The sequence below is a fragment of the Robinsoniella sp. KNHs210 genome, assembly GCF_000686105.1.
In the GTDB taxonomy this organism is placed as follows: Bacteria; Bacillota; Clostridia; order Lachnospirales; family Lachnospiraceae; genus Robinsoniella; species Robinsoniella peoriensis.
Window position 1 is genome coordinate 428,677 of sequence record NZ_JMLZ01000001.1, and the last position, 14,920, is coordinate 443,596.

9 protein-coding genes and 1 pseudogene are annotated in these 14,920 nt (G+C 42.3%); 2 read left to right on the forward strand and 8 right to left on the reverse strand.

From position 1 onward, the window contains the following. Positions 1-10 precede the first annotated feature (10 nt). From CD03_RS0101735 to CD03_RS0101745, 3 genes are read right to left on the reverse strand one after another with little or no spacing between them, the layout of a single operon-like run. On the reverse strand, positions 11-2,542 hold the full coding sequence (locus CD03_RS0101735) for a family 78 glycoside hydrolase catalytic domain (RefSeq protein WP_027292156.1): 2,532 nt from the start codon (positions 2,540-2,542) through the stop codon (positions 11-13). A 23-nt stretch (positions 2,543-2,565) separates the two neighbouring features. Next, positions 2,566-4,041, reverse strand: coding sequence for an MFS transporter (locus CD03_RS0101740; RefSeq protein WP_027292157.1), 1,476 nt, complete (start codon positions 4,039-4,041; stop codon positions 2,566-2,568). Positions 4,042-4,066: 25 nt separating this feature from the next. After that, the gene (locus CD03_RS0101745) at positions 4,067-5,383 is read right to left on the reverse strand and encodes a glycoside hydrolase family 1 protein (protein WP_330377100.1); all 1,317 of its coding nucleotides are present in this window, start codon (positions 5,381-5,383) and stop codon (positions 4,067-4,069) included. 237 nt (positions 5,384-5,620) lie between these two features. Here CD03_RS0101745 and CD03_RS32010 point away from each other — a divergent pair, with 237 nt between their 5' ends. Next, the gene (locus CD03_RS32010; protein WP_044288845.1) at positions 5,621-5,860 is read left to right on the forward strand and encodes a hypothetical protein; all 240 of its coding nucleotides are present in this window, start codon (positions 5,621-5,623) and stop codon (positions 5,858-5,860) included. Positions 5,861-5,905: 45 nt separating this feature from the next. Then, entirely contained in the window at positions 5,906-7,117 is a 1,212-nt protein-coding gene (locus CD03_RS0101755; protein WP_027292159.1) for a helix-turn-helix domain-containing protein, read from the forward strand. Positions 7,118-7,281: 164 nt separating this feature from the next. Here CD03_RS0101755 and CD03_RS32015 read toward each other — a convergent pair whose 3' ends face one another. From CD03_RS32015 to CD03_RS32020, 5 genes and pseudogenes are all read right to left on the reverse strand, one after another. Continuing rightward, on the reverse strand, positions 7,282-8,265 hold the full coding sequence (locus CD03_RS32015; protein ID WP_052377617.1) for an ROK family protein: 984 nt from the start codon (positions 8,263-8,265) through the stop codon (positions 7,282-7,284). Next, the gene (locus CD03_RS39290) at positions 8,262-9,689 is read right to left on the reverse strand and encodes a glycoside hydrolase family 1 protein (protein WP_027292160.1); all 1,428 of its coding nucleotides are present in this window, start codon (positions 9,687-9,689) and stop codon (positions 8,262-8,264) included. The genes CD03_RS32015 and CD03_RS39290 overlap by 4 nt, the downstream gene beginning before the upstream one ends. A gap of 252 nt (positions 9,690-9,941) precedes the next feature. Next, positions 9,942-10,514: pseudogene (locus CD03_RS39295) on the reverse strand (MBL fold metallo-hydrolase); the annotation flags it as partial. Positions 10,515-10,522: 8 nt separating this feature from the next. Next, positions 10,523-13,285, reverse strand: a complete 2,763-nt coding sequence (locus tag CD03_RS0101770; protein WP_027292161.1) for an alpha-L-rhamnosidase — start codon at positions 13,283-13,285, stop codon at positions 10,523-10,525. Positions 13,286-13,304: 19 nt separating this feature from the next. Further along, positions 13,305-14,702 (reverse strand): MFS transporter, encoded by a 1,398-nt coding sequence (locus CD03_RS32020; RefSeq protein ID WP_044288846.1) that lies wholly within the window; start codon positions 14,700-14,702, stop codon positions 13,305-13,307. Positions 14,703-14,920 lie beyond the last annotated feature (218 nt).

The following is a 14,920-nucleotide window of genomic DNA, read 5'->3' on the forward strand; positions in this document are numbered from 1 at the left end:
TTCCTTTCCTTTAAAAATGATGAACACCTGCTGTCACGAACTCATGTCTGCCATCCGGTAAACATACTTCTGCCTTTGCATTGGCTGGAACCGTGATTTCATAAAAAAACTGATCCTGCTCATATTTCCATGAGCTGACAATTTCCCCCATCGAAGACTGATAAACCGCTTTTGCATATCCCAGTAGCTTATGTGGTTGTGGAGCTATCTTTATTCTTTCATTTTCCACCTGAATACCGCACACGCCGGCAAACAGCCACCCGCAAACAGCACCGTAGGAATAATGATTCAGCGATGCACTAACTTCACCTTTTTCATTGATGCCATCCCAGGTTTCCCAAATGGAAGTAGCACCTTTTTTCACTTCATACAACCAGCCCGGCATCGTATCCTGTAGTAGTAAACGATAAGCCGTTTCCTGATAGCCATACTCCGCTAATACACTACACAGCGACGGTGTCGATAGGAAACCGGTATTTAGGTGATATCCATTTTCTATGATTTTTCCATTTAATTCTGCTGCAGCCGCTTTGACTTCTTCCTTGCTCAGCAAATCAAACGCGATGGCGCGTACATACTCTGCCTGGCGATCCGAATGGATCTTTCCGTTATCAGTCGCTACAAAATGAAATGCCTTTGCAGCATTCTCTGCGGCATCCCGGTAATGTGCGGCATCTTCGCTTCGCCCAAGGACCTCGGCAATTTCTGCCAGCATTCTGCCGGAACGGGCAAAATATGCTGTAGCCACTTTATATTGCGGCTTTGACATAGCTGCCATCGCTGAGACACCCGGCTCGCACCACTCGCCAAAGTCAACACCCGAGTCGATGGTATACATTGCATAGGGATTTTCTTTTCCAATCGGGTTATGCTCATTTATCTGCTTTGCGCGGTTCTCTAAAAATCCATACCATCCCTGCATCATTTCATAATTTTCTTCCAAAATGCGAACATCATTAAACCGTTTATATATGGTATATGGCACAATTATGCCTGCATCACCCCAGCCAACCGAAGAGGCTAACATTCCTGCGTATTGACTTGTTTGGTTATTTGGCGGTGCGATAATCGAAAGCTTTCCATCATCATACTGATTCAAGCGACACTCGCTCAGCCATTTTCGTACGACCGGATAACAATCAGCAAAAAAGAGTCCGGTTTCAATAAAGATTCCCATGTCCCCTGTCCACGCTGCACGCTCTCTGGTTGGACAATCGGTTGGCATGTCGCAAAAATTGGATTTCATACTCCAGATGCTGTTGCTCACCAGCTGATTCACGTCTTCATTGGAGCACTCGAAGCTCCCCGTTTGCTCCATATTGGAATATACGGCAATGGAAGTAAAGGTTGCTGTGGATAAATCTATATCGGTTTCTATTTTCGCGTAGCGGAACCCCCAAATAGTAAACTTAGATTTGTAATGGTTTCGGCCATTTCTACAGATCAATTCCACACGCTGCTTTATTTCTCCTTCTTTATGTCGTTTACGGTCCTGAAAATTCTCAATTGTAAAATTCCCATTTTCATCCAGCGATTCACCATGGGTCATGGTGAGAGACTGTCCTTCCTTCGCATTCACGGTAAATTCCACATAACCTGCCAGGTTCTGTCCGTAATCAATCACTGTTTCACCGTTCGGCGTAATCATTATCTTTCCGGCAAAACGTTCCTGTTCCACGATAGGTACTGAGTTTGAACCTTTGAAATGGGTGATCTCGAAATCTTCCACCTTCACTTCATGCCAACTTGTCAATCTCTCCTTACGGGCATCATATATTTCACCTTGCTGCATATCGTTTTCGCGAATTGGTCCATCCTGGGTTGCCTGCCATTTTTCATCTGAAATGCAAACTGGCACACCATCAACTTCCAGCTGAAAGAACAGCGCAATATCTTCACCAAAGAGATTTCTCTCTCCATCCACACCGGAGCAGCTGCGATACCATCCATCCCCTAAGATCACCTGGACATTATTCTTTCCTTCTTTCACCAGCTCAGTTACATCGTAAGTTTGATAGGTCAGTTTCTTATTATAGGTATCGCTTCCCGGTGCAAGCACAAAGTCTCCCACCCTCAGACCGTTTATATATGCTTCATACAGCCCGTGGCAGGTGATGTACAGTCGCGCCTGACTTCCAAGCGGTGCCTTAAAAGTTGTCTGCAAATAGCTGGCCGGCTTATGTACACTTGGATCACAAACCAATTCCGGATTTATCCACTTTGCCACAAACTGCGTAGCATCCAAAATACCCGCTTCAAAAAAAGCTTCCTCACTCCATTCTCCAACCGTATCCGCTTCATCCCAAAGACGGACTTTCCAGCTTACCCGTTGCTTACTTTCCAGTACTTCGCCAAAGGTCACCTGCATTTTATTTGTCGATACTTTCCCGCTATTCCAGACGATGCGCCCATCTGATACCGCTTCTATTTTATATGCGGTCTGAGTAATTCCATCTTGGCAAATCCATGATAAAGACGGCTGCTTGATGTCTATTCCAAGTGGATTCACCAGGCGTTCTGTCTTGAGTTTAATTGCTTTCATTTGAATTTATACCTCCCCGTACCTTATTCTGCTTCCGCCTGTGCTTTCTTCTCCTGAATATTTTGCTGCACCTCTACCATCTTCTCTTTGGATAATGGTGAGAATTTAAGTGCAACCAAGGTACAGATCCATCCAAGAATTGGCAGACCATAGTTCAATATTAACGTCATTATAAAGATCGCAGGTGTTCTCTCATCGGTTGGCTGTGGCATTACTGCTGTATAACCAATTACTGCCACACTTCCGGTAGCAATCATTGCACCCAGGGAGGAAACCAGCTTATCGACAAAACTATAAACACCTGTCATAGTGCCCGGCATATATTTACCGGAACGATCCAGTTCATAATCGATGATATCAGCCAGCATGGCGCCGGTTGCCGTCGTCACACACATTTTACAGCCATTTGTAGACAATGTCAGGACAAAGAAAACTATCATCAGTGGCATCACCTTTCCGACCGTCCAGGAAGATGTCACTCCAAAAAATACTATCAAAATAGCGGTGGTAATAATGCACAGGCGTGTCCACGTAATAATTGACTCTTTATTTCCATGTTTTCCGGCATAGCGTCCACCGTAAATGGCAAATATAATGGAAGGAAGCATGGCTACCATAGTGACAATGGTTGATAGCTGCATATTACCGATAATGATTCCATATAACATGGTCGTGACAACAGCCTGCCCAGCCGTCTGCATGGCTAGTTTATCTGATGTTGCAGCAAAAATATAAGTCTGAAGGGCGCGGTTGGTCTTAAGGATGGTAATCATATCTTTGATCTTTACCCCTTCCTGACTGCTCTTAGTACTGATTCCCTTAAAGTTTTCTGCTTTATCTGCCGGTGAGACACCTATGCAGGCCAAAAGCTCCAGTATAAAGGAAACGGTTACTGCAAAGGTACAAGCTGCAGCTAACATCGGGGCTGTAAATTGATTTCCATACTTAGGTAAGATTCCAACTGTAATCCCCATTGATATACACATGGGGATGAAGTAGTTGTAAATAGTTGACCACACTCCTACTAACGGTCTTTGTTTCGGATCATTGGTCAGCACCGGTCCGATGACCTGACCAGCCATATTATTTATTGTGTAGCCAATAATGTACAGCATGTACACTAGAATAAAGGTAACTACGCCATGCCCTTTGTCGCTGAACCAATTGAACATCATGAAAACTGCCAGAGTCTCAATCAGCCAGCCCCCAAACATAAAAAGACGAAGCTTTCCAAACCGTGTGTTCGTTTTATCAATCAATAATGCAATAAGCGGATCAGTAATGCCATCAAAAATACGGGTGCCGGTGATAATCATTCCAACCAATGCGGTTGCAACGCCATATCCCACGTTTCCAACATAGCTTGCATAACCGATTAGCATATAGAAACACATGGCTGCCCCACTGTTGAGCTGCGATAAGGCAATCTGCCATGTTTTTGCCCGACGGTACTGTACACCATCGATTTCACTTTGTGTGTTTTTCTCTTTCCTGCTCATTTTTGTCCCCCCTTTTCTTTTACTTTTATCGTTCCATTAAGCTTCCAAGCACCTGAAGGCTTTCCTTGGGATAACGTGTCTGAGTGCTACGGTCAACACCGATTAGGCCAAATTTCATACCATAGCCTTTCTGCCATTCAAAATTGTCTAAGAGTGACCAGTACATATATCCTTTCACCCGAATCCCATCGTCTATACAAGCTTGGATTCCTTCCGTCACTTCTCGGATAAACTGGCAACGTCTGCTATCATCTGCCGTTGCGATTCCATTTTCGGTAATAATCAAATCACCTTTAAATTCATCTGCTATCTTACGAGTTACGTTTACAATCGCGAACGGATAATCCTCATATCCCATCTGTGTCCGCAAACATTCATCTTTTGCCTGGGCACCACCGTTTTCATCAAAACGCTTTCTGGTATAACACTGTATGCCCAGATAATCATCATCCTTAATGTATGGCAGGTAGTGCTTAAATTCCTCATCCCATTCTTTTTCAGCAAATGCCTCGCCACCGGGATAAGGCTGCATATCATGTAACGATAAGGTCAAGCCAATTTTCAGATGCGGACACGCTTCCTTCATTGCATCCCTTGCTGCTTCATGGGCTTTCATTACTAATAGGTCACCCTCTGGTGTACACAGAGATACAAAGGTATGAACATCCATGGGATTCTGTAGGCCAAAGGCCTGCGCACTCTCCATCATACTAAGCATCATGTTTTCTTTATTCATATTGATACCAACTTGCACATCACTCTCTTGGGCTGCACTCTTTTTATCACCGATTTCTTTATCTGCATCTGTCTGTTGTCCTCCCATTCGCAGCACCATTTCTTTCATTAATGCCGCCAACTGGAGACGCATATTTGCCTCGTTGATCGTGCAGACATATTCCATTTTATCACCCAGTTCATTGGCTAAACGCTTGCAATATGCAGCAAACTTCTCCACCACTTCCGGGTTTTCCCATCCGCCCTGACTGATTAGCCATTTAGGTGACGAAAAATGATGCATGGTAACGATTGGTCGCACATGATTTGCATAGCAACAGTCCAACACATTACGATAATGCTGTACTTCTGCCTCATCCCACGTATCCGGTTCTGGTTGGATCCTCGCCCATTCAATTGAAAAACGGTAGGTATTAAGTCCCGCCTCTGCCATCAGATGAATATCTTCTTTATACCGATGATAATGATCCACTGAATCCAGGGACGGCTCATTAAACATAGAATGTGATATCTGTTCCTGTACCCAATAATCGCTGTGTATGTTGTTTCCCTCCACCTGATGTGCTGCTGTCGCAGCTCCAAGCATAAAATCTTTTGAAAACATCATTTGCTTCTCCTCTCTACTCTAACCAAATTTGCTCTTACATGTTGCTTTTCTCTATAATCTGATTATATATACTATTTCATTTCTTTGTTTTCAAAATTTTGCTTTTTTGTTTGATATTTGTCTATAATTCTTTATCAACCATTTTTTGAACAAATTCGCGAATTTTTAACTGTTTTTTTTCAGATTGTATTATATACTAGAATGTAAGCATACGATAAGAGATTAGGAGCGAAGGATATGAATTTAAAATCAAATATAGATATAGCAAAGTTTTTATTGGAAATTCAGAAATGCCAAGGTGAAGTGTATTATGAAACATCAGATGGAGACAGACTTAATCTTAGTTCTACTTTGAGCCAATATATCTTCTGTACTGTTGCCAGCCATTCCTATGATTGGAGTCAGGGAACGATTTGTTGTATGAGCGAAGAGGATATTCCCAAACTCTCCCCCTATTTAGAAGAGAGCAGAGCGTAGCAGTTCAAAGTCCGCATGTTTATATGATAGAAAGGGGAATGTGTAATGAGTATCATAGAAAATCTAAAATTATTTCAAGAACTGATTTGTTGTAGCCATAATATATACTACTGGACCTATGCTGCCGATTTGACATTGCTTCATACGAGCTGTCCCAAAGAGTTTGCCGCAGGTAATAATTATTCCTTACTAAGTCAGTCAGCTTATCTGCTTAACTATGCCAAGACCGGTCATTATCCGCTCATATTAGATACCTTTTTGAATTTTCTGTGGATTGCCGACTTTGAATGGGATGGCAACAGCTTGACTCATGTCCATGTCATTGGCCCAATTTTTACCGGAAAGAATTCTTACCAGCAGGTAAAAGAAAGTCTTAACCGGCACGATTTGTCCGTCCATATCCGGATGGATGTACTAAGGCAGCTGGAAGAGGTTCCAATCGTACCGCTCAATCTCCTCTACCAGTATGCAATTATGCTTCACTACTGTATCACTGGAGAAAAAATTGCCATTGATCAACTACAGCATATTACATCAACAGATAATTCTAAGAATACGGACAACTTATCCTCCAAATCAGATGAACACTGGGGTATCTGGGCATCAGAGCAGACATTTATTCAGATGATTCGGGATGGAAATCTCCATTATAAAGAAGCTTTAAATGCATCCCGCACCTTAAGCAGCGGTGTTAAATTTGATTCAGGAGGCCCCCTGCGCAATGCTAAGAATAATGCGATTGTCCTTTTGACACTTTGTTCTCGTGCAGCCATCGAAGGAGGCCTATCTCCTGCTGTTTCCTATACTATGCAAGATTATTATACCCAAAGAATTGAAGACTCCGGTTCTATTCCGGAAGCCTCGGTTCTTGTTGAAAACATCATGGAGGAATATGTTCAAAAAGTTCGACAGGTACGAACCAATGCCAATATTTCCAGAGCTGTCCTAAGTTGCTGCGATTATATCACCATGCATATCACTGAAAAGCTAACAACTCAGTTTCTGGCATCCCGTGCGGGATATACCGAATACTATTTTTCCCGTAAATTCAAACAGGAAATGGGAAGTAGCATTAGTAAGTATATCCATCAGGAACGGATAAAGAAGGCTAAGATTTTACTTAGCACGACAAATATGAGTATTATTGATATCAGTAATGAGCTCGGGTTTAGTTCGCGGAGCTTTTTTTCTGATACTTTTCAGAAGGTGACAGGAGAAACACCTGCGGGATATCGACGAAAAAATATGAAAATATAGAAAGAATTCTAATCGTATTATCTGCAGTTTATTAACAATATTTTTCACACAACTGACTACAAGACCTCAATAATATACGCAACAGAAGCACCTCAACATGTGAGATGCTTCTACGCAGACAGAAACCTTTTATCTAAATCAGGCAGCCATCGCGTCTGCCACATCTATCCAATAAAAAGCTCCCTTAAATACTGTCCTTCTCTTCTATCCTGCAGAAGGCTCATGAATTCTTTTACTTTATCCATGTTGATTTTCTCCTCTTTTGACTTCAGATGCACATATAATGCGCCAATCAGATTGGAATCATTGAAGAATTTACAGGCTGTGACTTCCGGAATCGGTACCTCATGAGGATAAACTCCGTTTAATTTTTTTAGTTCTTCCTTTATCATTTGCAAAAACAACGGCTGCGCACTGATCCCACCGCCGATAGCTATGCGTTCCGGGTCAAAGATAAACTGGCAGTTTGTAATCTGAACTGCCAGCGTATTAACAAAACTGCGGATACAGCAAAGCGTTTCTTCATCGCCGCAGTTTGCCATTGAGAATATTTTTTCTCCATCCAGTTCTGCTATTGGAATGCCTTTCTTTGATGAAACCAGATGTATCAATGCTGGAATACCGTTTGTCATAGCCAGCGTCTTATCCTGATTAAACGCATCTTCTCCATCTGTTAATATATAGCTGAATTCCCCTGCCATAAAATGCTTCCCTCTTAAGACCTTGCGGTTGCAGATCACGGCACCGCCCACCGCAGTGCCGCATATGACTGCAATGGCATTTTTACAGTCAGACAGGCTTCCTCTCCACACCTCAGCCAATGCTGCACACTTTGCATCATTTTCAACAGTTACCGGTACATGACAACGGTTCTCCAATATTTCCACTATGTTAATATTGGAAATGCAGAAAATAGATCCACCGTTGTACATAAATCCTGTTTCACTGTCAATAATGCCTGCTGCACTTAATGCGATGCCTTCTATCTGATCTTGATTTTGTTCATAAATCCATTCCAGCATTTGTATAAAATCTTCGAAAGACTCCTGCCTGGTGGCAACTTTATTCTTATTGTAAAAATTACACTCTTCGTCCATGACCGCATATTTTGTATAGGTACCGCCTACGTCAATGGCCAAATATTTCATATATCTGCCTCCTCACTGCCGTCCTTTAATGACGCTCCGTTGCTGGCTATCACATCCCGGTACCAGTAGAAGCTTTTCTTTTTATACCGCTCTAATGTACCACTGCCGTCATCATTCCTGTCCACGTAAATGAATCCATACCGTTTCTTCAATTCAGCGGTGGATGCACTGACCAGATCGATGCACCCCCAAGTGGTATATCCCATGACTTCTACACCATCCTCAATTGCTTCCTTCACCTGCAGCAGATGATCTCTTAAGTAAGCAATCCGGTAATCGTCAAATACAGTAAGATTCCCTTCCTCATCCTCTTCTAAACGGTCCACTGCACCCAGTCCGTTTTCCACAATAAACAAGGGCTTCTGGTATTTATCCCAGAACTGATTTAATACATAGCGCAGCCCTCCTGGATCAATCTGCCAGCCCCATTCACTGGCTTTAAGGGCAGGATTTGGAACTCCTCCAAAGAGGTTTCCCTCTCCGCTGATATCTTTGCGCTGATCTGCCGTGGCACAAACACTGGCATAATAGCTGAAAGAAATAAAATCCACTGTATTTTTCAGAATCTCTGCATCCCCTTTATTAAATGCAATCTGAATGCCATGTTCCCTTAGGTAACGCTTCATATATCCCGGATATTCACCCCTGACATGAACATCTGTAAACATGGCATGTTTATGCTCCTCCTCCATCGCCCGAATGACGTCCCCGGGATCTGGTGTCAGAGGGTACACCGGCATACTGAGGATCATGCATCCAATCTGAAAATCCGGGTTAATTTCATGACCGATTTTCGTTGCAAGGGCACTGGCAACTAATTCATGATGGATTGCCTGGTATAACTGGGACTCAGTCAGCACTTCCTTCGGTGTATTAATTGCACCGCTCATAAACGGAGAATTTAAGATAGAATTAATTTCATTAAATGTCAGCCAGTATTTTACTTTCTCTCTATAGCGTTTGAAAATCGTCCTGACATACCGCTCATAGAATCCGATCATCCTGCGATCCAGCCATCCGTTCCAGGTTTCCGCCAAATAAAGTGGCGTCTCATAATGGGAAATCGTAACCAGTGGTTCCATTCCATATTTCCTGCACTCGTCAAACAGGTCATCATAAAACTGAAGTCCTGCCTCATTTGGTGTTTCTTCATCTCCACGTGGGAAAATCCTGCTCCATGCTATCGAAGTGCGGAATACTTTAAATCCCATTTCCGCAAATAATTTAATATCTTCCTTATATCGGTGATAAAAATCTATGCCCACAAGTTTCATGTTGTCCTCTGAAGGCTTTTCTGTCCTGGGGCCTTTGATGCCGTGTGGCATCACATCCTGAATAGAAAGACCTTTGCCATCCTCCTGATAGGCACCTTCACACTGGTTGGCGGCAACTGCTCCGCCCCACAAAAAGTTTTTCGGAAACATTTTCACATGTTCTTTGCTGTAAATAATATTTCCGGCTTTCCCATCTGTCCTTTCGAACCGTTCATTACATGATTTTGCAATATATGCATGCATCCCCATAAATGAAAATGGAATATCGTCTGCCTTCCCCTGCAAAATATCCTCACAGACCTCAATTACATTTCCAATGATATCAACCGATACTTCCATCACATGGTGAGACAAAAAAACATGTTCATACTTTCCATCCAGGCGCAGCTGAATACGTTTTAATGTATCCCGGTATTCTTCCAATGGGCTTGTATCCTGGTCAAAAAGAAAGGTGGAATTATTACAGGAATCTCCTAAAATCAATATTTTCAGTTCCGGTAGCAAAAACACCATGCTTCCCTGTGTATGTCCCGGCAATTCGTATGCCTCAATATGAAGCCCTCCCAAATCAAATTCCATACCATCAATCAAAGGCTGAAATTCCATGAAAGGAACTGATTCTACATAATTGAGATTCGCCGTCTTTTCAAAAACTGTTCCCAGATTCGCCTGCAGATAACCCCTGCGTTCTTTCACATGACACTGCCTCCGGTAAATTGGGATATCCTTAACATTCATATACACATTCTTGAATTCAGGTGCTCCCATGGCATGATCAATATGTCCGTGTGTCAATAAAACCATAATCGGCTTCGCTGTAATATTTTCAACAAAATGCCTCAGATCCCCCACACCAAGACATGTGTCTATTAAAACTGTCTTTTCTGTTCCTTCCGCCAGATACATAATCTCCCCTGTCAGGCTATGTATGGCAGTAATATGTGCATTTATTTTCTCTGCTTTATAAAATTCCATTCTAATCACTACTCCTCATACAGCTTTGTTAATTCCTTCGTAAGACTTTCAATCTCCTCCATGGAGAATCCTAAGAAGAACATTCCCTTTAACGTTTCCAGACTTTCATGCAGAAATTCCTCATCTCCGGAACCCAGGAAGTGCTGAAGCAGCGGTGAAATGCGGTCTATAATTTCCAGGGCGGCATCATCCTGCATCATGTCTTTAAACAGCGTCTTCCTGGTATACCTGCTTCGCAAATTCTCCATTGGCTGATAACAAAACTGATGAACTCCAGCGTTAAGTTCACCAATTGCCTTTTCGGGATACGATGGCAGACAGACTATTGCCGAACAGCCAAACGGAATCTCAATCAGCACCCGGATCTGTCCATCTTTCTGAATTTTCCACTCACTGCGGTATCGCCCAAAAGCAGAATCATAAGACGCTTTCATATATTTTAGTTTCTGATTGACCAGCGGCGTAATCTCTGCCTTTTTAAATCCGGGTTCCAGTGCCTTAATTCCCGCCACATCCCGGTACAAAAATTCTACTATGGCCCCAAAAGAATAATGATTCAGCGAATTCATTAAAGTGCCGCTTATCTCACCATTATCCAGTACCGAATTCCATCGTTCCCATATGGTAGTTGCGCCTAAATTAATGCAGTGCATCCATCCTGGAAATCCTTCCTGAAGCAGGAAATAAAATGCTTCATCCTCCATTCCATTTTCAGCCAGAACCCTGCACATCACCGGTGCACCGGCAAAACCTCCTTTTAGTTTATAACAATCTTTATAAAGCCGCGTTCTCAGACCTTCTATTATTCTCTGCTTATCTTTATAGATACCAAAATAAAGTGAAACGATATATCCTGTCTGGGTATCTATACACAGCCTGCCTGTTTCCGAAAAATACTCCTTCAAAACCGCATTGTAAACACGTTCATGCAAATCTCTGTAATATATCTCTTCATCCTGCTTTCCAAGAGCTTTTGCCGCATCAGCCGTTTTTTTCAGAGATTCGGCATAGTAGCATGAACCAATAAAATATTCATCCGTACCGCCTTTCATGCTCTGTGAAGTTCTGCCATCCAGAGCCAGCCAGTCGCCCAACTGATTGCCAAAATCGAACAGATATTTCTGCCCTCTCAGCCGGTCTTCTTTGGTAATCTTATCCACCCAGTCCTTCATCATAGGATAATACTGTTCCAGCGCTTCAACATCCCCGTAATGTTCATATAATACCATAGGGAGAAAGGTGGCAATATCTCCCCAGACGCTGCTGAAAATCGGACCATTTGGGTCAAATACTGGGATCACTCCCGGAAGAATTCCATCATATTTTTTCTGTTCTGTCCGCAAATCATGAAGGAATTTATGATAAAATGCTGCAGTATCCATATTGTAACTGGCGGTTCCTGAGAAGACCTGGGCATCTCCAGTCCAGCCCAGACGTTCATCTCTCTGGGGACAGTCTGTTGGAAAATCAATGGAATTAGACTTTTGCCCCCATAATGTGTTCGAAAAAAGCTGGTTCACACCCTCATGCCCGGTTACAATATGCCCGGTTGTGCTCATTTTAGAATACAGCGCCTTTCCGGCAAAATCCTCTTTTTTTACCTCTGTGGTCCAGCCGCTTACCCGGACATAACGAAATCCAAAAAAAGTAAACTGCGGTCTTACCCATTCATCCCGCCCATCCGTTGTATAGACGAGCCGGGATTTTGCTTTGCGGTAATTTTCATTATAAAAATTGCCATTCTGGAGAATTTCCCCAAAATCCAGAATAACTCTGGTTCCTGCGGGAAGCTGAGAATGAAATATAACATATCCTGCAAAATTCTGTCCAAAATCCAATACGGTCTCCCCTGCAGGCGTATGAATGATCTCTTTTACAGGCATTTCTTCCTGCTCTGTTACCGGGACGCTGTAACGTTCCACAAGTTGTCCTTCTATTTCTCCCAAAGCAGGTTTTTTCAAGGCATTTTCTTTTTCTTCCCATAGAAGATGATTGATTATCTCTCCGTCATAAATATCGCTGTCCTCAATGTCTGAACCTTTATACAACCATGTTTCATCAGAAGAAATCACTTGTTCCGTGCCATCTTCGTAGGTCAGATGGATTTCAGCAATCATCTGAAATTCACTTCCGTAATTCTGATCCATATAGGCAAGCCCGAATTTTCCTTTATACCAGCCATTGCCCAGCATAACTTCGATTCTGTTGTTTTTATGTATTTCACCTGTGATATCATAGGTCTGGTACTGGCATTCCGTATGATAGTCACTGAAATATGGTGTCAATACCTCATCTCCTATTTTCTTTCCATTGAGCTTTGCCTGATACACGCCAAGTCCTGAAATATAGAGACCTGCTTTTACTGCTTTTTTTGTGGTCTGGAATTCTTTTATAAATACCGGATGAAATCGGTCACCACACTGGGGTTTCAGCCATTGTGCTTTCCATGGCTCTTTCATTTTACCTGTCTCAAAAAATGCAGTTTCCGTACTTACCGCTTTTTCACCATTATCCCCCATAGCCTGAACACGGATATAGTACCTGCTTCGGGGTGCAGCCTTCATATCCAGCCTTTCCCCGGCGGAATTCAGCTCCTTTCCTTCTTTTACATACACAATGTGCTGAAATTCCCAGTCACTGCTTACTTCTATTTTTATTTTTTCAACAGCTTTTGCCTGTGTATCTGTAATAATCCAGGCACAACGAATCGTATGAAATGAAAATCCTATGGGATTCACCATCCCATTAATCTTTAATCTGTCTATTTTCATAAAATTTCACCTTTGGTTCTTATTCTTTTTCCCGGGTTTCAAGTTCCATTATAATAGATGGCATTTCATCATCCAGCCGATAGAACAACATCAGTATAAAAGCTAAAATAACGCATCCCACAGGAATCCAGTTATAACATATACTGATTGCAGTCAGTGCAGTGTCAGGCTGGGTTTCCAGCAAAGCATTGAAACCGCCGGCAGATAAAACCCATCCCATTACAGCCTGTCCAAGACCAAGTCCCAGCTTCTGTGCCGTGCTAATACCTGCATTACCCATACCAACGGCACGGATCCCTGTTTTCCACTGTCCATAATCAATTGTATCAGAAATCATTCCAAATGCCATGCCGCCGGCAGCCCCCAGTCCAAGACCCTTGACTGCATTGAAAAAGATTAACAGCGGTATATTCGTACCGCTCAGCCCGGTTCCAGCAAATCCAACCATAAGAAACAGCAATCCAAACTGATATATCTTGTGTTTGCCGAATCTCTTCATGAAAAATGGAGTAATGAACATGATTCCAAATTGTGCAACAGAAATCGCATTATTAATCGCTGTATAATAACCTGCATCCCCCAATACATATTGAGCATAATAAATCGCAGCAACTACATACATGACAATTACAAAGAAAATCAGGAACATACAAATAGTAAGAATAACCCAATATTTATTTTTAAAAAGGGATTTTACCGCACCTGCCGGATTGGATGCATCTGTGGTTCCTTTCCCTTTTTTCCCGGTTTCATGAATCCGCTCTTTGGTTCCCATAACAGTAATAACGCTGGCTGCAGCCACAATTATTCCCACAACAATGAATGCCATTGTCCACCCCTTCTGGGAATACATATCGCCTCCGCCAAATGCAGTAAGAAGCTTAATAAAAAAGGTATTCATGGCAATATTGGCAAGTGTTGAAAAGATCTGATTGATATTTCCTAAAAGTCCACGCTCATAACGGTTTCTGGTCATAAGATAATTCATGGAATTATATGGAACTGCCATTGCGGTGTAAAATACAGCATTAACAATATTATACATGATAAAAACATAAACACATTTCACTAAACCCGTCATGGAAGCCGGAATAGAAAATAACAGGATTGTGGACAATACCAGCGGAAGGCACATTCGCAGCAGCCAGACCCTGGCCTTGCCCATTTTTGATTGTGTACGGTCAACAATATTACCCATAACTAAATCGCTGATGCCGTCAAATATTTTGGAGACCGCTACAATTGTACCGGCTACTCCGGCATCCATAAAAGAAACATTCGTAAAATATACCATTAGAAACGATCCGAGAATACCATTAATCAATCCCATACCAAACATGCCTGAGCCATAACCAAGCCGTTCTGCCCAGCCTAGCGCTGCCTCTGGATCATCGTGCTTTGTTGCAAAATTTAACATATCTTCTCTCCTTTACTTTCATACTAAATCTGTGCTAATTACGCGCGTTTTTAACATTCTTGTTTGATGTCATAATAATATCAGGTAAGAAGATATTGTTATATCGTTTTTTTGTCCTTTTTGTCTTTATTTTGCTGTAATCTGAGTTGTGTTTAGCTTAAATCCGACGAATGAATCTCTGCAGAAGAAGGTACAAAAACAGCAGGAGATATAATTTT